General features: G+C 68.4%; 18 protein-coding genes. 16 read left to right on the top strand and 2 right to left on the bottom strand.

Going from position 1 to position 20633, the window contains the following annotated elements:
* The first annotated feature begins 114 nt into the window (after nucleotides 1–114).
* The 6 genes from EPN51_RS22415 to mnmA all read left to right on the top strand — a co-directional run bounded on the left by EPN51_RS22415 (nucleotide 115) and on the right by mnmA (nucleotide 6192).
* Nucleotides 115–915 carry an electron transfer flavoprotein subunit beta/FixA family protein gene (locus EPN51_RS22415; protein ID WP_293047056.1) on the top strand — a complete coding sequence of 267 codons (801 nt, stop codon included), beginning with the start codon at nucleotides 115–117 and terminating at the stop codon, nucleotides 913–915.
* Nucleotides 916–967: 52 nt separating this feature from the next.
* Nucleotides 968–1924, top strand: coding sequence for an electron transfer flavoprotein subunit alpha/FixB family protein (locus tag EPN51_RS22410; RefSeq protein ID WP_293047054.1), 957 nt, complete (start codon nucleotides 968–970; stop codon nucleotides 1922–1924).
* A 262-nt stretch (nucleotides 1925–2186) separates the two neighbouring features.
* On the top strand, nucleotides 2187–3062 hold the full coding sequence (locus EPN51_RS22405; protein WP_293047052.1) for a GNAT family N-acyltransferase: 876 nt from the start codon (nucleotides 2187–2189) through the stop codon (nucleotides 3060–3062).
* Nucleotides 3059–3904, top strand: a complete 846-nt coding sequence (locus EPN51_RS22400; protein WP_293047050.1) for a lysophospholipid acyltransferase family protein — start codon at nucleotides 3059–3061, stop codon at nucleotides 3902–3904. The genes EPN51_RS22405 and EPN51_RS22400 overlap by 4 nt, the downstream gene beginning before the upstream one ends.
* A 33-nt stretch (nucleotides 3905–3937) precedes the next feature.
* Nucleotides 3938–5116: a cysteine desulfurase family protein gene (locus tag EPN51_RS22395; RefSeq protein WP_293047048.1), complete on the top strand. Its 1179-nt coding sequence runs from the start codon at nucleotides 3938–3940 to the stop codon at nucleotides 5114–5116.
* Nucleotides 5116–6192 (top strand): tRNA 2-thiouridine(34) synthase MnmA, encoded by a 1077-nt coding sequence (gene mnmA, locus EPN51_RS22390; RefSeq protein ID WP_293047046.1) that lies wholly within the window; start codon nucleotides 5116–5118, stop codon nucleotides 6190–6192. The genes EPN51_RS22395 and mnmA overlap by 1 nt, the downstream gene beginning before the upstream one ends.
* Nucleotides 6193–6199: 7 nt before the next feature.
* On the opposite strand, the gene EPN51_RS22385 is transcribed toward mnmA, so the two are convergent.
* Nucleotides 6200–6844 (bottom strand): sensor domain-containing protein, encoded by a 645-nt coding sequence (locus EPN51_RS22385; protein ID WP_293047044.1) that lies wholly within the window; start codon nucleotides 6842–6844, stop codon nucleotides 6200–6202.
* 99 nt (nucleotides 6845–6943) lie between these two features.
* Here EPN51_RS22385 and EPN51_RS22380 point away from each other — a divergent pair, with 99 nt between their 5' ends.
* From EPN51_RS22380 to EPN51_RS22355, 6 genes are all read left to right on the top strand, one after another.
* Nucleotides 6944–7972 carry a methionine synthase gene (locus EPN51_RS22380; protein WP_293047042.1) on the top strand — a complete coding sequence of 343 codons (1029 nt, stop codon included), beginning with the start codon at nucleotides 6944–6946 and terminating at the stop codon, nucleotides 7970–7972.
* A 50-nt stretch (nucleotides 7973–8022) separates the two neighbouring features.
* The gene (ligA, locus tag EPN51_RS22375; protein WP_293047040.1) at nucleotides 8023–10104 is read left to right on the top strand and encodes an NAD-dependent DNA ligase LigA; all 2082 of its coding nucleotides are present in this window, start codon (nucleotides 8023–8025) and stop codon (nucleotides 10102–10104) included.
* Between the two features lie 4 nt (nucleotides 10105–10108).
* Nucleotides 10109–11221 (top strand): cystathionine gamma-lyase, encoded by a 1113-nt coding sequence (locus tag EPN51_RS22370; RefSeq protein ID WP_293047038.1) that lies wholly within the window; start codon nucleotides 10109–10111, stop codon nucleotides 11219–11221.
* A 47-nt stretch (nucleotides 11222–11268) separates the two neighbouring features.
* Entirely contained in the window at nucleotides 11269–11865 is a 597-nt protein-coding gene (locus EPN51_RS22365) for a TetR/AcrR family transcriptional regulator (protein WP_293047036.1), read from the top strand.
* 184 nt (nucleotides 11866–12049) lie between these two features.
* Nucleotides 12050–12481, top strand: a complete 432-nt coding sequence (locus EPN51_RS22360) for an MmpS family transport accessory protein (RefSeq protein ID WP_293047034.1) — start codon at nucleotides 12050–12052, stop codon at nucleotides 12479–12481.
* Nucleotides 12478–15387, top strand: a complete 2910-nt coding sequence (locus EPN51_RS22355) for an MMPL family transporter (protein ID WP_293047032.1) — start codon at nucleotides 12478–12480, stop codon at nucleotides 15385–15387. Before EPN51_RS22360 ends, EPN51_RS22355 begins: the two co-directional genes overlap by 4 nt.
* On the opposite strand, the gene EPN51_RS22350 is transcribed toward EPN51_RS22355, so the two are convergent.
* Entirely contained in the window at nucleotides 15384–16040 is a 657-nt protein-coding gene (locus EPN51_RS22350) for an amino acid-binding protein (protein WP_293047271.1), read from the bottom strand. The genes EPN51_RS22355 and EPN51_RS22350 overlap by 4 nt on opposite strands.
* A 155-nt stretch (nucleotides 16041–16195) precedes the next feature.
* Between EPN51_RS22350 and gatC the strand changes: the two genes are divergently transcribed.
* The 4 genes from gatC (at nucleotide 16196) to EPN51_RS22330 (ending at nucleotide 20617) form a co-directional block, all read left to right on the top strand.
* The gene (gatC, locus tag EPN51_RS22345) at nucleotides 16196–16495 is read left to right on the top strand and encodes an Asp-tRNA(Asn)/Glu-tRNA(Gln) amidotransferase subunit GatC (protein WP_293047031.1); all 300 of its coding nucleotides are present in this window, start codon (nucleotides 16196–16198) and stop codon (nucleotides 16493–16495) included.
* Nucleotides 16492–17973 carry an Asp-tRNA(Asn)/Glu-tRNA(Gln) amidotransferase subunit GatA gene (gene gatA / locus EPN51_RS22340; protein WP_293047029.1) on the top strand — a complete coding sequence of 494 codons (1482 nt, stop codon included), beginning with the start codon at nucleotides 16492–16494 and terminating at the stop codon, nucleotides 17971–17973. Before gatC ends, gatA begins: the two co-directional genes overlap by 4 nt.
* Before the next feature lie 85 nt (nucleotides 17974–18058).
* Entirely contained in the window at nucleotides 18059–19090 is a 1032-nt protein-coding gene (locus EPN51_RS22335; RefSeq protein ID WP_293047028.1) for an ATP-dependent 6-phosphofructokinase, read from the top strand.
* A 174-nt stretch (nucleotides 19091–19264) separates the two neighbouring features.
* A complete protein-coding gene (locus EPN51_RS22330) occupies nucleotides 19265–20617 on the top strand; it encodes a PPE family protein (RefSeq protein ID WP_293047026.1) in 1353 nt (450 codons plus the stop codon).
* Nucleotides 20618–20633 lie beyond the last annotated feature (16 nt).

Genomic DNA, 20633 nt, shown 5'->3' with positions numbered 1-20633 from the left:
ATGCATACCGCACAAAGTTACCGGGTAGTAACACGGCTGTGCGTTGCGAAAAACGCGTACCGAGGTCTCGCAGTCGATCGCTGCGGACCCCTTCGAGGAGGACGAACCACACTCATGACGAACATCGTGGTCCTGATTAAGCAGGTCCCAGACACTTGGTCAGAGCGCAAGCTGACAGACGGCGATTTCACGCTGGACCGCGAGGCCGCCGACGCGGTCCTGGATGAGATCAACGAGCGCGCGGTGGAAGAAGCCCTGCAGATCCGGGAGAAGGAAGCCGCCGACGGCGTCGAGGGGTCGGTGACCGTGCTGACCGCCGGACCCGAGCGCGCCACCGAGGCGATCCGCAAGGCCCTGTCGATGGGCGCCGACAAGGCCGTCCACCTCAAGGACGACGGCATGCACGGCTCCGACGTGGTGCAGACCGGGTGGGCCCTGGCCCGTGCGCTGGGCACCATCGAGGGCACCGAGCTGGTGATCGCCGGTAACGAAGCGACCGACGGCACCGGCGGCGCGGTGCCGGCCATCATCGCCGAGTACCTGGGCCTGCCGCAGCTCACCCACCTGCGCAAGCTGTCCCTGGAGGGCGGCAAGGTCACCGGCGAGCGCGAGACCGACGACGGCGTCTTCAACCTGGAGGCCACGCTGCCCGCCGTGATCAGTGTCACGGAGAAGATCAACGAGCCCCGTTTCCCTTCGTTCAAGGGCATCATGGCCGCCAAGAAGAAAGAGGTGACGGTGCTGACCTTGGCCGACATCGGGGTCGAAAGCGACGAGGTCGGGCTGGCCAACGCCGGATCCACCGTGCTGTCGTCGACGCCGAAGCCGCCGAAGACCGCGGGTGAGAAGGTCACCGACGAGGGTGAGGGCGGCAACGAGGTGGCCAAGTATCTGGTCGCCGAGAAGATCATCTGACACCCATCTGTCTGCAACGGTCCCCCGAATCACGAGAAGAGCGAGATAACCCATGGCTGAAGTATTGGTGCTCGTGGAGCACGCCGAAGGTGCGCTGAAGAAGGTCACCTCCGAATTGATCACCGCCGCCCGCGTGCTGGGCGAGCCCTCCGCCGTCGTGGTCGGGGCGCCGGGCACGGCCGCCCCGCTGGCGGACGGGCTGAAGGAGGCCGGCGCCGCCAAGATCTACGTCGCCGAGTCCGACGATGTGGACAAGTACCTGGTCACCCCCGTGGTCGACGTGCTGGCCGCGCTGGCCGAATCGAACGCGCCGGCGGCGGTGCTGCTGGCCGCCAGCGCCGACGGCAAGGAAATCGCCGGCCGCCTCGCGGCCCGGATCGGATCCGGTTTGCTGGTCGACGTGGTCGAGGTCAAGGAGGGCCCCAAGGCCGTCCACTCCATCTTCGGTGGTGCGTTCACCGTGGAGGCGCAGGCCAACGGAGACAGCGCGGTGATCACCCTGCGGGCCGGCGCCGTCGAGGCGGAGCCGTCGGCCGGTGCGGGCGAGCAGGTCACCGTCGAGGTCCCGGCTCCCGCCGAGAACGCCACCAAGATCACCGCCCGCGAGCCCGCGGTCGCCGGTGACCGCCCGGAGTTGTCCGAGGCCACCATCGTGGTGTCCGGTGGTCGCGGCGTGGGCAGCGCGGAGAACTTCAGCGTGGTCGAGGCGCTGGCCGACTCGCTGGGTGCGGCCGTCGGCGCGTCGCGTGCCGCCGTCGACTCCGGCTACTACCCGGGCCAGTTCCAGGTGGGCCAGACAGGCAAGACGGTCTCGCCGCAGCTCTACATCGCGCTGGGCATCTCCGGTGCCATCCAGCACCGCGCGGGGATGCAGACCTCCAAGACCATCGTCGCGGTCAACAAGGACGAAGAGGCGCCCATCTTCGAGATCGCCGACTTCGGCGTGGTGGGCGACCTGTTCAAGGTCGCTCCGCAGCTGACCGACGCGATCAAGGCACGCAAGGGCTGAGTTTCTCGGTCCTTAAGCCCCCGGCACCGCGGTGTCGGGGGCTTTTGCCTACGCCGTGGTTACTTGTGTCACATCTGTACCGTGGCGACACCAGTGAGCGATCTCCCAACCAGCTAGCGCATGTGCTGGCTGTTCCCCGACTCACCCATCGGTTCCGCTGCGGCTCGGGCCGTTGATTTCGCGACATTTCGTCATCTGACGTGCACCGACACGTCACAGCGTCGATGCCGACTAGCTCATCGGTTACGCCACGTTGGGTCTCATGAGCATTGCTTCGGTCCTCATCCCCAGTGACAAGCCGAGCGGTGCGGCAGGCAACGCAGCCGCCGCGCCGCGCTACTCCCTGTTGCTGTCCACCGACCCCGGCATGATCGAGGCGGCGCAGCGACTCCGGTACGACGTGTTCACGGGCACGCCCGGCTTTGCGCTGCCGGCGGCCGACGGACAGCGACGGGACGTCGACAGGTTCGATGAGTTCTGCGATCACCTACTGGTCCGCGACGACGACACCGGTGAGCTCGTGGGTTGCTACCGCATGCTGGCACCGGCGGGCGCCATCGCGGCCGGTGGGCTCTACACCGCCACGGAGTTCGACATCGGCGCGTTCGATCCGCTGCGGCCGTCCCTGGTGGAAATGGGACGCGCCGTGGTGCGCGACGGGCATCGCAACGGCGGCGTGGTGCTGCTGATGTGGGCGGGCATCCTGGCCTATCTGGACCGCTACGGCTACGACCACGTGACCGGGTGCGTATCGGTGCCCATCGGCGGCGAGCCCGACGATCAGGTCCCGGGCAGCCAGCTGCGCGGCGTCCGCGATTTCATCCTGAGCCGGCATGCCGCACCGCCGCGGTATCGGGTTCTTCCACACCGGCCGGTCGTCGTCGACGGGACGCCCCTCGACGACATCCCGCCGCCCGCGCGGCCGTCGGTTCCGGCGCTGCTGCGCGGTTACCTGCGGCTGGGCGCCCAGGTGTGCGGGGAACCGGCGCACGACCCGGATTTCGGTGTCGGCGACTTCTGCGTCCTGCTGGACAAACAGCACGCCGACACCCGATATCTGAAGCGACTCCGATCGGTGTCGGCCGCCTCGGACATGGCGGGGGCGACGACCCACACAACGGCGGGCGCCCGGCGATGAGCACCCCCGCCGGCACCGGACATTCCTGGCTACCGCGCGCGTCGTGTGATGCCGGCTGCGTGCGGACCGGCGGCGCGGTCGCCTCCCGGCCGCTGCTGGTGGCGCTGCGGGTAACCCTTCGCCTCCTGCTGGCGCTGCTGCTGGCGCCGGGGCTGCCGCTGCTGGCGGTGCCACTGCCGGGTCGCACCCGCGTGCAGCGCATCTATTGCCGGTTGGTGCTGCGCTGTTTCGGGATCCGGATAACGGTGTCGGGCAACCCGATTCGTAACCTGCGCGGCGTGCTGGTGGTCAGCCCGCACATGTCATGGCTGGACGTCTTCGCCATCGGTTCGGTGCTGCCCGGGTCGTTCGTCGCCCGCGCCGACATGTTCACCGGGCCGGCGACCGGGATCGTGGCCCGCACCCTGAAAATCATCCCGATCGAGCGAGCCAGTTTGCGGCGGCTGCCCGGCGTGGTGGACGACGTCGCCCGCCGGTTGCGCGCCGGCCAGACGGTCGTGGCGTTTCCGGAGGGCACCACCTGGTGTGGTCGGGACCGGGGGGTGTTTTATCCGGCCATGTTCCAGGCCGCGATCGATGCCTGCCGGCCGGTGCAGCCCCTGCGGCTGACCTATCACCACGTCGACGGCAGCCCGTCGACGGTGCCGGCCTTCGTCGGCGACGAGACCCTGCTGGGCTCGATCCGCCGGTTGCTCGCCGTGCGGCGCACGCTGGCGCGGGTGCACGTCGAGTCTCTGCAGCTCCCGGGGACCGATCGACGCGGCCTGGCCGGCCGCTGCCAGTCCGCGGTGGGCGTCGGAACGCCCCGGTGCGCTGGTCATGGCCACATGCTGGTGGCCTGAGCCAACCGGTGGGCCGGTATCGTGGGGCGCGTCATGGTCTACCTGGATCACGCCGCCACCACCCCGATGCACCCCGCCGCCGTCGAGGCGATGACGGGTGTGCTGGGCACGGTGGGCAACGCCTCCTCGCTGCACACCAGTGGCCGGGCGGCGCGGCGCCGCATCGAGGAATCCCGTGAGCTGATCGCCGACAGGCTGGGGGCGCGTCCCTCGGAGGTCATCTTCACCGCGGGCGGCACCGAGAGCGACAACCTGGCGATCAAGGGCATCTACTGGGCCCGTCGGGGAGCCGAGCCGCGCCGCCGTCGCATCGTCACCAGCGAGGTCGAGCACCACGCCGTGCTGGACTCGGTGAACTGGCTCGTCGAGCACGAGGGCGCCGAGGTGACCTGGCTACCGACCGCGGCCGACGGCTCGGTGTCGGCGGCCGCGCTGCGCGAGGTGCTGCGGAACCACGACGATGTCGCGCTGGTGTCCGTCATGTGGGCCAACAACGAGGTCGGCACCGTCATGCCGACCGCCGAGCTCGCCGCCGTCGCAGCGGAATTCGAAGTGCCGATGCACAGCGACGCGATTCAGGCGGTGGGGCAGCTGCCCGTCGACTTCGCCGCCAGCGGGTTGTCGGCGATGAGCGTGACCGCGCACAAGTTCGGCGGTCCTGCGGCCGTGGGCGCGCTGCTGCTACGCCGCGACGTCGCGTGCGTGCCGCTGGCGCACGGCGGTGGGCAGGAGCGGGACATCCGTTCGGGCACCGCCGATGTGGCCGGTGCGGTCGGAATGGCCGCGGCGGCCCGGATCTCGGTCGACGGGCTCGAGGTCAACAGCGCCCGGCTGCGGGTGTTGCGGGATCGGCTGGTCGACGGGGTGCTGGGTGGCATCGAGGACGTCAGCCTCAACGGCGCCCACGACCCGTTGCGCCTTCCCGGCAACGCGCACTTCACGTTCCGTGGTTGCGAAGGCGACGCACTGTTGATGCTCTTGGACGCCAACGGGATCGAGTGCTCGACCGGTTCGGCGTGTACCGCTGGTGTCGCGCAGCCGTCGCATGTGCTGATCGCCATGGGCGCCGACCCGACCAGCGCCCGCGGATCGTTGCGACTCTCGTTGGGACACACCAGTGTTGACGCTGATGTCGACACGGTGCTGCGGGTGCTGCCCGCGGCGGTGGACCGTGCGCGTCGAGCGGCGCTGGCCGCCGCGGGGGCTTCCTAGTGAAAGTGCTTGCTGCCATGAGCGGTGGCGTCGACTCCTCGGTCGCCGCCGCCCGGATGGTCGACGCCGGACATGACGTGGTGGGCGTGCACCTGGCGCTGTCGAAGTCGCCCGGCACGCTGCGCACCGGCTCGCGGGGATGCTGCTCGAAGGAAGACGCCTCGGATGCGCGCCGGGTCGCCGATGTGCTCGGAATACCGTTCTATGTCTGGGATTTCGCGGAAAAGTTCCAGGTGGACGTCATCGACGAATTCGTGTCGGCCTATGCGCGGGGCGAAACACCCAACCCGTGCGTGGTGTGCAACCAGAAGATCAAGTTCTCGGCGCTGTCGGTCAAAGCCCTTGCGCTCGGGTTCGACACGGTGGCCACCGGCCACTACGCCCGGCTGTCCGGCGGGCGGCTGCGCCGCGCCGTGGACCAGGACAAGGATCAGTCCTATGTGCTGGCCGTGCTGAGCGCCGAGCAGTTGCGGCACGCGGCGTTCCCGATCGGTGACACCCCCAAGTCGCAGATCCGCGCCGAAGCCGCCCGGCGCGGGCTGGCCGTCGCCGAGAAGCCGGACAGCCACGACATCTGCTTCATCCCGTCGGGCGACACCCGCGCCTTCCTGGGTGCGCGCATCGGGGTTCGCCGCGGCGCCGTGGTCAACGCGGACGGGACGGTGCTCGCCGAGCACGACGGGGTGCACGGTTTCACCATCGGCCAGCGCAAAGGGCTCGGCATCGCCGGGCCGGGCCCCGACGGTCGCCCGCGCTACGTGACCGAGATCGATGCCGACACCGCGACCGTGCGGGTGGGGGAGGCGGCCGATCTCGACGTGCGCGAACTGGTCGGGCGGGCAACGATATTCACCTCGGGCGTGGCGCCGTCAGGACCCGTGGAGTGTGCGGTTCAGGTGCGCGCGCACGGTGAAACGGCTGACGCCGTAGCCCAACTCGTCGACGAAGAACTCGTCGTGCGGCTGCGCGATCCCCTGCGCGGTGTCGCGCGGGGTCAGACGCTGGTGCTGTATCGGCCCGACCCCGACGGTGACGAGGTACTCGGCAGCGCCACCATCGCCGGAACTTCGCGCTGATCCCGGGTTAACGCGGGACGTTCGCGGCCATGTTCGTCATCACGATGTCGGACACCGATTGCGCGAAACCGCAGAAGGTGACCTCCAGCATGGCCACCGACAGGATCCGGTAGTCGCGGCCGCAGCCGCCGGGTCGCAGGTGCAGCGAGGTGCCATCGGTGCTCCAATCGCCGACGTAAAGCTGCCCGCCCGTGCCGTTCGCGCAGTCCCCGACGGTGCCCACCAGGGCGTCGAACGCGGCCCGCGCGGTGTCGGTGTCGCGATAGGCCCCCGCACCCTCCGAGATCAACGCGCCGTCGGGTGGGTCCTGAAAGGTCGTCTTGTGAAACGCCTCGAGATCGTGCCCAAAGGTTGCCGTCTCGTCGTAGATGAACCGGCACTCCCGCGGCGCGGTCTGGGCCAATGCGTCGATGTCCACCGGGCTGGTGCCGTCCATCGAGGGAATGATGGTCAGGTGTTCACCGGCGCCGGTGATCGCGCGCATCCGCGACTGGTCCAGCAGGATCGTGTCGACACTAAAACCGTGCACCATCCTGCGGTTGGCGTCGGGCCCCGCCATGGCCGCGCCGTCCACCACCCGGGTACACGACACCGCCAGCAGCACCGCCCCGCACCACAGCGGTAGCCTCGCCAACTTCGCCTTCTGCGACACCGTATTTGCACCCCTCCGGGATTGAACCTACCCCGCACCCCCCGGGCGCACGGACCCCTGCCGCCCGACTGCTCAGGTGACGTCGAATACGGTTGGCCGGTGAGTGTTTTCGCCCATCGGTTTGCTAGGGCCAGCGGTGTCGGTTCGTGGCCCGGCATCGCCGCGCGGGAGGCCGCCGCGGTTGTCGTCGGCGAATTGGCGGGCGAACTGGCCCACATCGTCGAGCTGCCCGCTCGGGGGGTGGGCGCCGACCTGCTCGGCCGGGCCGGTGCGCTGCTGGTCGACGTCGCCATCGACACGGTGCCGCGCGGCTACCGCCTCGCCTCCCGGCCGGGCGCGGTCACCCGCCGTGCCATCAGCCTTCTCGACGAGGACATGGACGCATTGGAAGAGGCCTGGGAAGCCGCCGGCCTGCGCAATGAGGGTCGCGTGGTCAAGGTGCAGGCACCGGGGCCCGTCACACTGGCCGCCGAGATCGAGCTGGCCAACGGGCACCGGGCGATCACCGACCCCGGGGCGCTGCGCGACCTGACGGCGTCGCTGGCCGAAGGCGTGGCCGCACACCGTGCGCAGATGTCGCGGCGTCTCGAGACACCGGTGGTGGTTCAGTTCGATGAGCCGTCGCTGCCAAAGGCGTTGGGCGGTGGGCTGAAAGGCGTGACCGCGCTCAGCTCGGTGGCGCCGCTCGACGAGGCGGTGGCCGGCAGCCTGCTCGACACCTGCGCCCACGCGGTGGGCGGTGCGGTGCTGCTGCACTGCTGCGCCCCCGGCATTCCATGGGGCCTGTTGCAGCGCAGCATGTTCAGCGCGGTATCGGTGGATACCGGAACATTGCGCGCGGCGGATCTCGACGGTATCGCCGCATTCGTCGAATCGGACCGCACCGTCATGTTGGGCGTCGTCGCCATCAGGCCCCCGCCGCGGCGGCCTTCGGCGGAGGAGGTCGCGGCCGCGGTGGTAGCGGTGACCGATCGCCTCGGGTTTCCCCGCGTGGCACTGCGTGAACGCATCGGCGTCACCCCGGCGTGTGGCCTGGCGGGCGCCACACCCGAGTGGGCCCGCACCGCGATCGAACTCACCTGCAAGGCGGCCCAGATGTTCGCCGAGGATCCCGACGCCATCGAATAGGGAACCGGTGTGGCGGGTTTTACGTCGGCGTCCTCGGATAGCCTGCCAAGGTGAGCTCAGCAGAGGCTGATTCGGTAACCCCCGAGGTTCGTCGGCAGTGGCAGGACCTGGCCGAAACGGTCCGCGAGCACCAGTTCCGCTACTACATCAAGGACGCGCCGATCGTCTCGGACGCGGAATTCGACACGATGTTCAACGAGCTCCTCGCGCTGGAGGAGCGCCACCCGGAGCTTCGGGTTCCCGATTCGCCGACTCAGCTGGTGGGCGGGGCGGGCTTCGCCACCGACTTCGCCGAGGCCGAGCACCTGGAGCGGATGCTGAGCCTCGACGACGTGTTCGACCGCGACGAGCTGGTCGCCTGGAACAACCGCGTCGAGAACGAGGTCGGCAAACAGCCTCACTACCTGTGTGAACTCAAGATCGACGGGGTGGCGCTGTCGCTGGTGTACCGCGACGGCCGGCTGGAACGCGCCGCGACCCGGGGTGACGGCCGCGTCGGCGAGGACGTGACGCTCAACGCGCGCACCATCGAGGACGTGCCCGAGCGCCTGTCCGCCGCCGAGGACTTCCCGACGCCGGCCCTGCTGGAGGTGCGCGGCGAGGCGTTTTTCCTGCTCGCCGATTTCGAGGCGCTCAACGCCAGCCTGGTCGAGGACGGCAAGGCGCCGTTCGCCAATCCCCGCAACAGCGCGGCCGGGTCGCTGCGCCAGAAAAACCCGGCCGTCACCGCCCGGCGCAAGCTGCGGATGATCTGTCACGGCATCGGCCGCACCGAGGGGTTCGCGCCCAAGACCCAGCACGCGGCCTACACCGCGCTGAAGGCCTGGGGGCTGCCGGTGGCCGCGCAAACGGCGCGTGTGCGCGGCCTCGCCGCGGTCGAGGAGCGGATCGGTTACTGGGGCGAGCACCGCTACGACATCGATCACGAAATCGACGGCGTGGTGGTCAAAGTCGACGACGTCGCGCTGCAGCGCCGGCTCGGGAGCACGTCGCGCGCGCCGCGCTGGGCCGTCGCCTACAAATACCCGCCCCAGGAGGCGCAGACCAAGCTGCTCGACATCCGCGTCAACGTCGGGCGCACCGGGCGCGTCACACCGTTCGCGTTCATGACCCCGGTGAAGGTGGCCGGGAGCACCGTCGGGCTGGCCACCCTGCACAACGCCGCCGAGGTCAAGCGCAAGGGCGTGCTGATCGGCGACACGGTGATGATCCGCAAGGCCGGCGACGTGATCCCGGAGGTGCTGGGCCCGGTCGTTGACCTACGCGACGGCTCCGAGCGCGAATTCGTCATGCCCACGACGTGTCCCGAATGCGGCACTCCGCTGGCACCCGCCAAGGAAGGCGACGCCGACATCCGCTGCCCGAATGCGCGGTCCTGCCCGGCTCAGCTGCGGGAGCGCGTGTTCCACGTCGCCGGCCGCGGCGCATTCGACATCGAGGGGCTGGGCTACGAGGCGGCCATCGCCCTGCTGAAGGCCGGGGTGATTGCCGACGAGGGCGACCTGTTCGCGCTGACCGAGGACGACCTGTTGCGCACCGAGCTTTTCCGGACGAAGGCGGGCGCCCTGTCCGCCAACGGCAAACGGCTGCTCGACAACCTCGACAAGGCCACCAAGGTGGGGTTGTGGCGGGTTTTGGTGGCGTTGTCGATCCGCCATGTCGGGCCGACCGCCGCGCGTGCCCTGGCCACCGAGTTCGGCGACCTGGACGCGATCATGACGGCCTCGACCGAGCGGCTCGCCGCGGTCGAGGGTGTGGGGCCGACGATCGCCGCGGCGCTCACCGAGTGGTTCACCGTCGACTGGCACCGTGCGATCGTCGACAAGTGGCGGGCCGCGGGCGTGCGGATGGCCGACGAACGCGACACCAGCGTGGCGCGCACACTGGAGGGGTTGACGGTCGTGGTCACCGGGTCGCTCGCCGGCTTTTCCCGCGACGACGCCAAGGAGGCGATCCTGGCGCGCGGGGGAAAGGCCGCCGGGTCGGTGTCGAAGAAGACCGACTATGTCGTGGCCGGGGATGCGCCGGGTTCGAAGTACGACAAGGCCGTCGAGCTGGGCGTGCCCGTCCTCGACGAGGGCGGCTTCCGGACGCTGCTGGCCGACGGACCGCCGGAAACTCCGGCGGAGTAAGCCGATGAGCGGTCGGTACGGTGATTCCACCCGCAGCCTCAAAGCCGTTAATTCTCAAGCGGTTTCGGGTCAACCGGTCGCGCCTCAGGCGGTGCTCGCCGCCACGTACCACCTCGCCAGCGACGAATCCGCTGCCTTGGATGACTACGGCCGCATCTCGAATCCGACCTGGCGGCAACTGGAATCGGCGCTCGCCGAGCTGGAGGGCGCCGCCGGCGCGCTGGTGTTCGGCTCGGGGATGGCGGCCGTCAGCGCCGTGCTGCGGGCATCGGTGACACCCGGGTCGACCGTGGTGGTGCCGGCTGACGGTTATTACCAAGTGCGCCGCTACGCCGCCGACGACCTGGCGCCCGCGGGGGTGACGGTCATCGAGGCGTCCAGTGGGCAGATCTATGACGCAGCGGCGGGAGCCGACGTGGTGCTGGCCGAGACCCCCACCAATCCCGCGCTGGATGTGGTCGACCTGCACCGGCTGGCCACCATCTGCCACGCGCGCGGCGCCCGTCTGGTCGTCGACAACACCGCCGCCACGCCGCTGGGGCAGCAGCCGCTGTCGTTGGGCGCCGATGCGGTGGTGGCCAGCGCCACCAAGTCCCTGTCCGGCCACAGCGACCTGCTGGCCGGCTACGTCGCCACCAATCGGCCCGAGTTGCTCGCCGCCGCGCAGCGCCAACGACTGCTCGCCGGCGCGATCCTGGGCGGGTTCGAGGCCTGGCTTCTGTTGCGCAGCCTGGGAACCGCCGGACTGCGATTCGAGCGCCAATGCCAGAACGCCCGGGCGGTGGCGACGATGCTGGCCCGCCATCCGGCGGTGCGAGCCGTGCGCTACCCGGGGCTGGCACAGGACCCGGCCCATCCAGTGGCCATGGCGCAGATGCGGCGTTTCGGGGGCCTGCTCGCCGTCGAACTGGCGGACGCCGCCGCGGTGCACGCACTCGTCGACGCCAGCGAGCTGCTGATCGCGACCACCAGCTTCGGCGGCCTGCACACGTCGGTGGACCGGCGGGCGCGCTGGGGTGACGCCGTCGCCGACGGGTTCGCGCGCATCTCGCTGGGCATCGAAGACACCGAAGACCTTGTCGCCGATATCGAACGTGCGCTCATGACCTCCCGATAAGGGACATACCGACGCCGCACGCACCGGGCGGCTCTATCGTGGGCTGTATGACCCAAACGGCCGCGGAGTGCGGGCAGGCATCGCCGTGGTCGCCGCGCGAGGCCGAGATCCTGGCGGTGACCCTGCGGCTGTTGCAGGAACACGGCTATGACCAGCTGACGGTGGACGCGGTGGCCAACGCCGCCCGCGCCAGCAAGGCCACGGTGTACCGGCGCTGGCCGTCCAAGGCCCAACTCGTGTTGGCCGCGTTCATCGAAGGCGTCCGCCAGGTGGCCGTCCCGCCGAATACCGGTACGTTGCGCGGCGATCTGCTGAGCCTGGGGGAGATCATCAGCCAGGAGTGCGGGCAGCACGCCGGCACCATCCGCGCGGTGATGGTCGAGGTGTCGCGCCACCCCGCGCTCAACGAGGCGATGCAGCATCAATTTCTCGACCAGCGCAAAGCCATGATCCAGCACGTGCTGCACCAGGCCGTCGACCGGGGCGAGATCGCCGAAGACGTCGTCACCGACGAACTCTGGGACTTGTTGCCCGGCTATCTCATCTTCCGGTCGATCATCCCCGGTCGCCCACCCACCCGCGCCACCGTGCAGGCGTTCGTGGACGGGTTCCTGATCCCGGGCCTGACCAGGACCACCGGGTAACGACGCCGGCCTTTCGAATTAACCCGCGATTGGGAAATATGTACGCGCGCGTCTCTTGTACAGTACGGTCCCGTACCGTACTGTCGTAGCTGTCGATGACGCTTATGATGTTGGCAGCCGCGCTCGGCTTGGGCGCGTTCGTGTCGCCCGATATTCGAAAGGCTAACGGGTGAAAAGCTTTTCGATGGCATCTCTGGTCAAGCGAGGGTGGATGGTGATCGTCGCCGTGCTCGTCCTCACGTTCGCGGGATTTGGGATCTATCGCCTGCACGGAATATTCGGCTCGCACAACAACACGTCGGCCAACAGCGGTCTGGCGGGCGAGATCGTCCCCTTCAACCCCAAGCAGGTGGTGCTCGAGGTCTTCGGCGCTCCGGGCGCGGTGGCGACCATCAACTACCTGGACGTCAACGCCCAGCCGCAGCAAGTCAAAGACGCCCCGTTGCCGTGGTCGTTCACCATCACCACCACGGAGCCCGCGGTCATCGGCAACGTCGTGGCGCAGGGCAACGGAGACACCCTCGGCTGCCGCATCATCGTCAACGGTGAAGTCAAAGACCAACGCACGGTTGACAAAGTCGACGCCTACACCTTCTGTCTGGATAAATCCGGATGAGCAACGATCAACAGCCGCGGTCCTTTGCGCCGCGCACCATCCGCCGGTTCGCGCTGCCGATCCTGCTGTTCTGGGTGGCACTGGCAGCCATCACGAACATCGCGGTGCCGCAGCTGGAAGAGGTTGGGAAGACCCACAATGTGGCGCTGAACTCTCCGGACGCGCCGTCGCTCAAGGCGATCAAGCGCATCGGCGAAAAGTTCGCAGAGTTCGACACCGACAGCTCGGCCATGATCGTGCTCGAAGGTGACAAGCCGCTCGGCGCCGACGCCCACCGGTTCTACGACGAGATGGTCGGAAAGCTCGAGCGGGACAAAAAGCACGTCGAGCACGTTCAGGATTTCTGGGGCGACACCCTGACCGCTGCGGGATCCCAAAGCGGCGACGGCAAGGCCGCCTACGTCCAGCTGTTCCTGGCGGGTAATCAGGGCTCGGCGTTGGCCAACGAGGGCGTCGGGGCCGTGCGCGACATTGTCGAGCACATGAAGCCACCGCCGGGTGTCCGGGCCTATGTGACCGGCGCGGCGCCACTGATTTCCGATCAGTTCGACGTCGGTAGCAAGGGGACCGCCAAGGTCACCGGGATAACCGTCGGGGTGATCGCGCTGATGTTGTTCTTCGTCTACCGATCGGTACTCACCACGCTGCTGGTGCTCGCCACGGTATTGATCGAAATGTCGGCCGCCCGAGGCCTTGTCGCGTTTCTCGGAAACGCCGGGGTCATCGGGTTGTCGACCTATGCGACGAATATCCTGACGCTGCTGGTGATCGCCGCGGGCACGGACTACGCGATATTTTTCGTGGGCCGCTACCAAGAAGCGCGTGTGACCGGTGAGGACCGCGAAAAAGCTTTCTACACCATGTATCACGGCACCACCCACGTCGTGCTGGGTTCCGGGCTCACGGTTGCCGGCGCGGTGGCGTGTCTGAGCTTCACCCGGCTGCCCTACTTCCAAAGCCTGGGCATTCCAGCCGCATTGGGCGTCCTCGTCGCGCTGTTCGCCGCGTTGACCCTGGGGCCCGCGATCCTCACCCTGGGCGCCAAGGTGGGCATCTTCGACCCCAAACGTGCGATGAGAACGCGCGGTTGGCGGCGGATCGGCACGGCCATCGTCCGCTGGCCCGGGGCCGTTCTCGCGGCGGCCTGCGCGCTGGTGCTGGTGGGTCTGCTCGCCCTGCCCGGATACAAGACCAGTTTCGACACCCGTCCCTACATGCCCGCCAGCGCGCCGGCCAACATCGGGTACGCCGCCGCCGAGAAGCATTTCTCGCGGGCCCGGCTGGAGCCCGAATTACTGATGGTCGAAACCGATCATGACATGCGCAACCCGGAGAGCATGCTCGTCCTGGACAAGGTGGCCAAGGCGGTGTTTCACGTCCCCGGCGTCGCGCAGGTGCAGACCATCACCAGGCCGTTGGGCACCCCGCTCGTGCACAGCTCGCTGGCGTTCGTGGTCAGCAATTCCAGCGCGGCGCAGCAGCAAAACCTGACCTACCAACGAGATCGGGCCGACGATGCCCTCAAGCAGGCCAATGAACTGACCAAGACGATCAACATTTTGAAGCAGCAGTACGCGCTGCAGCAACAGCTCGCCGAAGCCACGCACAGCGAGACCCAGAGCTTTCACGACACGATCACCACGATCAACGAACTGCGCGACAAGCTCGCCAATCTCGATGACTTCCTGCGGCCGGTTCGCAGCTACTTCTATTGGGAGAAGCATTGCTACGACATCCCCGCCTGCTATGCGATGCGGTCCACTTTCGAGGCCCTCGACGCCACCGACCAGCTCAGCGAAAAGTTCACCGACCTTGTTGCGACGCTGGACAAACTCGACGCGCTGCAGCCAAAGCTGGTGGCGCTGATACCGCCGCAGATCGACAGTCAGCAGACCAATCGCGATCTGACGCTGGCCAATTACGCCACGCTGTCCGGCATTTACGCGCAGACCGCGGCCGCGATCGACAACGCGACGGCGCTGGGCCGGGCGTTCGACGCGGCCAAGAACGACGACACTTTTTACCTACCGCCCGAGGTCTTCAACAACCCCGACTTCAAGCGCGGGCTGAGATTGTTCCTCTCACCCGACGGTAAGGCCGCCCGCATGATCGTCACACACGAAGGCGATCCAGCGACACCCCAAGGCATTTCGCACATCGATCCGATGGCCAAGGCCGCGCACGAGGCCCTGAAGGGTACGCCGATGGCGGGCGCGGGAATCTATCTCGGCGGGACCGCCGCGACCTACAAGGACATCCAGGACGGCGCCAAGTACGACCTGATGATCGTGGCGTTCGCGGCGCTGAGCCTGATCCTGCTGATCATGATGATCATCACGCGCAGCCTGATCGCCGCGCTGGTCATCGTGGGCACGGTGGCCCTGTCGCTGGGCGCCTCGTTCGGGCTCTCGGTTCTGGTCTGGCAGTACATATTCGGCATTCAGCTGTACTGGGTGGTGCTCGCACTGGCCGTAATCCTGCTTCTCGCGGTGGGGTCCGACTACAACCTGCTGTTGATCTCCCGGTTCAAGGAAGAAATTCATGCCGGCTTGAACACCGGAATCATCCGGGCGATGGCGGGCTCCGGATCGGTGGTCACCTCGGCCGGCATCGTTTTCGCCGTCACCATGTGTGCGTTCGTGTTCAGCGGTTTTCAGGTTCTCGGTCAGATCGGCACCACGATCGGCCTCGGCTTGCTGTTCGACACCCTGATCGTGCGTTCATTCATGACGCCATCTGTCGCAAGGATTCTCGGGCGCTGGTTCTGGTGGCCGCAGCGGGTGCGTCCGCGTCCGGCCAGCACGATGCTTCGGCCCTACGGTCCGCGCCCGGCGGTGCGTCAGCTGCTGCTGTGGGACGACGACGACCCGGTGGCGATGTCCGGGGCGAAGTCGCACCCGCGCTAGCGCAGCATGGTGGCGACGATCCCGGCGAGGTAGCCGAGCCGAGCGACTTCCGACGGACGGAATTCGGGACCCGGGCGGCCGAGCACCACCGCGGTGTGCGGGTCTCCCAGCGGGGCCGCGACCATCGTCATGTCCATGTCGCGCCACGCCTTCGGCACCCACTCGGCGTTGCTGTCCAGCGGCACGGCGCGTTCCAGCGGCAGCCAGGGGGCCGAGTCGGCCTTGGTCTCCGGGGCGCCTGGACTGCGGGCCAGGCGCTGTAGCTCGCCGCCCGAACCGCGCAACACCGCACACCAGCTGACGCGCAAGACCCGGGGCGCCTCGTCGGCCAGCACCTGCAGCCTCGAGGCCGTGTCGCGGGCCGCGGCGACGTGGTCGAGCAGCTCCAGCTCGCGATGCGCCTCCAGCAGACCGGTGTGCGGACGCACGCTGTCCACCCGGACCCCGGACAGCGACTCGGCGGCGGTGATCAGCGTGTCCGGCATCGCTCCCGGCGGCAGCTCGATGACCAGATCGTCGATCGCATAACCCGAGCTTCGCTCCACGACGTCGAGCGACAAGATGTCGGCTCCCACCGAACCGAGCGCCACCGCCAGCGACCCCAGGCTGCCCGGACGGTCGGCCAGCTCGATGCGCAACAGATAGGAGGGCACGGCCAACACTGTCGCACAGCGACGTGTCGGCGGCATTTCGGCTTGACCCGGCTGGACCCGGTTGGGGCCGCTCATCACTGGCGAATGTGAAGCCCGCCGCACGATCGGCAACGGGCGTGCAGCCGGCCGCACACTCGCGGCTAGGCTTGCCAGTCGTGCCCCAGATCTCCCGCGACGAGGTAGCGCACCTGGCCCGGTTGTCCCGGCTGGCGTTGACCGACGGCGAACTCGACAGCTTCGCCGGCCAACTCGACGCCATCCTGACCCACGTCAGCCAGGTGCAGGCGGTCGATGTCGCCGGCGTCGAACCGACCGACAACCCGCTCAAGGATGTGAACGTCACCCGCCCCGACGAGCCGGCACCCTGCCTGACGCAGGCCGAAGCGCTGGCCGAGGCGCCCGCCGCCGTCGACGGCCGCTTCGCGGTCCCGCAGATCCTGGGAGACAGCGAGTGAACGAGATCATCCGATCCGACGCCGCGACGCTGGCAGCCCGCATTGCCGCCAAGGAGCTGTCGTCGGTCGAGGTCACCCAGGCCTGCCTGGACCAGATCGCGGCCACCGACGATCGCTACCACGCGTTCCTGCACGTGGCGGCCGACGAGGCGCTGGGTGCGGCCGCCGTCGTCGACGAGGCCGTGGCCGCGGGGGAGCGGCTGCCGTCACCGCTGGCCGGGGTGCCGCTGGCGCTCAAGGACGTCTTCACCACGGTCGACATGCCCACCACCTGCGGGTCCAAGATCCTCGAGGGCTGGCGTTCCCCCTACGACGCCACCGTCACCTCGCGGTTGCGCGCCGCGGGCATCCCGATCCTGGGCAAGACCAACATGGACGAGTTCGCGATGGGCTCCTCCACCGAGAACTCCGCCTACGGCCCCACCCGCAACCCGTGGAACATCGACCGGGTGCCCGGCGGCTCCGGCGGCGGCAGCGCGGCGGCCCTGGCGGCGTTCCAGGCGCCGCTGGCCATCGGGACCGACACCGGCGGCTCCATCCGGCAGCCGGCCGCGCTGACCGCGACCGTGGGGGTGAAGCCGACCTACGGCACGGTGTCCCGCTACGGCCTGGTGGCGTGCGCGTCGTCGCTGGATCAGGGCGGCCCGTGCGCGCGCACCGTGCTGGACACCGCGCTACTGCATCAGGTGATCGCCGGACACGACTCCTGCGACTCCACGTCGGTCGACGCGGCGGTGCCCGACGTCGTCGGCGCGGCCAGGTCCGGCGCGGCCGGCGACCTCAAGGGTGTGCGCGTCGGCGTGGTCAAGCAGCTGCGCGGCGAGGGATATCAGCCCGGAGTGCTGAGCGCGTTCGAGGCCGCCGTCGAGCAGCTCACCGCGTTGGGCGCCGAGGTGAGCGAAGTCGACTGCCCGCATTTCGAGTACGCGCTGGCCGCCTACTACCTGATCCTGCCGTCGGAGGTGTCGAGCAACCTGGCGCGCTTCGACGCCATGCGCTACGGGCTGCGCGTCGGCGATGACGGTAGCCACAGCGCCGAGGAAGTCATGGCGCTGACCCGCGCCGCCGGCTTCGGGCCGGAGGTCAAGCGGCGCATCATGATCGGCACCTACGCGCTCTCGGCCGGCTACTACGACGCCTACTACAACCAGGCTCAGAAGGTGCGCACCCTGATCGCCCGCGATCTGGACGAGGCTTACCGATCGGTGGACGTGGTGGTGTCGCCGGCGACCCCGACCACCGCGTTCGCGCTCGGTGAAAAGGTCGACGACCCGTTGGCGATGTACCTGTTCGACCTGTGCACGCTGCCGCTGAACCTGGCCGGCCACTGCGGCATGTCGGTGCCGGCCGGGCTGTCGCCGGACGACGGCCTGCCGGTCGGGTTGCAGATCATGGCGCCCGCGCTGGCCGACGACCGCCTGTACCGGGTCGGCGCCGCCTACGAAGCGGCCCGCGGGCCGCTGCCGAGCGCGATCTGACGGCGAGCAGACACAGCATCGCATCCGTTTGATGCGATGCTGTGTCTGCTCGCGCCAGTAGGCCGCCGCCCGGCAAGATGGGACTATGCGGATCGGAGTGCTCACCGGAGGCGGCGACTGCCCCGGGCTCAACGCGGTCATCCGGGCAGTGGTGCGTACATGCGACTCCCGGTACGGCTCCTCGGTGGTCGGATTCCAGGACGGGTGGCGCGGGCTGCTGGAAAATCGGCGCGTCCAGCTGCAGAACGACGACCGCAACGACCGCCTGCTGGCCAAGGGCGGAACGATGCTGGGCACCGCCCGGGTGAATCCCGACAAACTGCGGGCCGGGCTCAACCAGGTCAAGCAGACCCTCGACGACAACGGGATCGACGTCCTCATCCCCATCGGCGGGGAAGGCACGCTGACGGCCGCGCACTGGCTCTCGGAGGAGAACGTTCCCATCGTCGGCGTGCCGAAGACCATCGATAACGACATCGATTGCACCGACGTGACTTTCGGTCACGACACCGCATTGACGGTCGCCACCGAGGCGATCGATCGATTGCACAGCACCGCCGAGTCCCACCAGCGCGTGATGCTGGTGGAGGTGATGGGCCGGCACGCGGGCTGGATCGCGCTGAACGCGGGCCTGGCCTCGGGTGCGCACATGACGCTGATCCCCGAGCAGCCCTTCGACGTCGAGGAAGTCTGCAGGCTGGTCAAACGCCGCTTCCAGCGCGGAGATTCGCACTTCATCTGCGTGGTCGCCGAGGGTGCCAAACCCGTTCCCGGTTCGATTGCGTTGCGCGAGGGCGGGATTGACGAGTTCGGGCACGAACGGTTCACCGGCGTCGCCGCGCAGCTGGGCGCCGAGGTCGAGAAGCGGATCAACAAGGAGGTCCGGGTGACCGTGCTGGGCCACGTCCAGCGGGGCGGCACGCCGACGGCCTACGACCGGGTGCTGGCCACTCGGTTCGGCGTGAACGCCGCCGACGCGGCGCATGCCGGCGAATACGGCCAGATGGTGTCGCTACGTGGCCAGGACATCGGCCGGGTGCCGCTGGCCGATGCGGTACGCCAGCTCAAGCTGGTGCCCGAAAGCCGCTACGACGACGCCGCCGCGTTCTTCGGGTAGGCGGCTGTTCCGGATATGGAATGTGGGCGAGGGGGGATTGATCTCGGCGATAGCGTCGTGTCGCTAACCTGAAATGGGCCGCGGTTGGCAATTGCCGTTCTACGTATGGTTTTTCAGTTCTTCCAGTTGCTATTGTAAAAACTCCATCGCGGATTTGCAACGGTAAGGAAGACCATGGATTTTGCGTCGCTGCCCCCGGAGGTCAATTCCGCTCTGATGTATACCGGGCCTGGAGCGGGGCCGATGCTGGCAGCGGCGGCGGGCTGGCAAGCCCTAGCGGTCGCGCTCGAGTCCGCCGCGGGCGGTTACACGTCGGTGGTTTCCGGGCTGGCCGGGCAGGTGTGGTCGGGCCCGACTGCGGCGCTGATGACGGCCGCGGTGATGCCCTATGTGCAGTGGCTGGCTACCACGGCCGGTCAGGCACAGCACACCGCCGCTCAGGCCTACGCGGCGGCGGCGGCCTACGAGGCGGCGTTCGTGGCCACGGTGCCCCCGCCGGTGATCGCCGCCAATCGGGCGCAGTTGGCGGCATTGGTGGCGACCAATTTCTTTGGCCAGAACACCCCGGCGATCGCTGCCACCGAAGCCCACTACACGGAGATGTGGGCCCAAGACGCCGCCGCAATGTATGGCTATGCTGCCGCCTCGGCGGCCGCGAGCACCTTGACCCCGTTTAGCCCGCCGCCGCAGATCACCAACCCGGTGGGGCAGGATACCCAGGCCAATGCACTGGCCCAGGTCACCGCCAACACCGCCAGCACCCACACCCAATCCCTGGTGCAGGTGGGCTCACCCACAGCCACTCAGCAGGCCAGCACGACCAATGCCATAGCGCACACCCTCAACTCCACCGCCACCATCGACCCTTACTTACCGTATGACCAGATCGCCAACGTAGCGCCCGGTGGCGCTCACGTCGCCTCAGGTGTGACCGTCGATATCCTTCTGGGACCGCCGAACTACAACTATTTGAACGGATTCCCCCTCCAGTATTTAGGCGGTGCAGCCACCGTCGAAGTCGACCGCCTGACCTATTTCCTACCGGCCACCGCCAACCCGTTCAACGCCGCGGCGTACATCGAACTCCCTAGTCCCGCAACATACAACATGAGCACCCTCGGTTTGGGCTCCTTTTACGAGGGCGTCATCACCGTGCATTTCTCCGGAACCCTCTCCCCTTTCGTCATCCCGGACGTCAGTCCGACCCTTCCCGCGGGGACTGCCGTGTTAGGGGGCTTCTCCGGCACCCCCAGCAGCGGCGGCGCTATGGTCTCCATCAACGCCAGCGGCATGGTCACCGCGGTCAACAGCGGCACCGTCAGCACCCTCGGTTCCGTCCCCGCCGGCTCCAGCTTCGTCTTCCCCCCCGCCGCCACTCCCAGCACGAGCGCGAGCGGGTGGGGAGCGGCATTGCCTGCGGCGGGCGGTCTGGCGGGTACTTCGGGAATTCAGCCTCAGCTCAATGCGGATCTGCTGTTGGAATGGGCTGATGGCGTAGCCACCAACCTGGTCGGGGTGCCCGGTTGAGGTAGCGACGTCGGTC

The sequence above is a fragment of the Mycobacterium sp. genome (assembly GCF_004298145.1).
Taxonomy (GTDB): domain Bacteria; phylum Actinomycetota; class Actinomycetes; order Mycobacteriales; family Mycobacteriaceae; genus Mycobacterium.
This window is presented reverse-complemented; position numbering and strand designations above follow the sequence as displayed.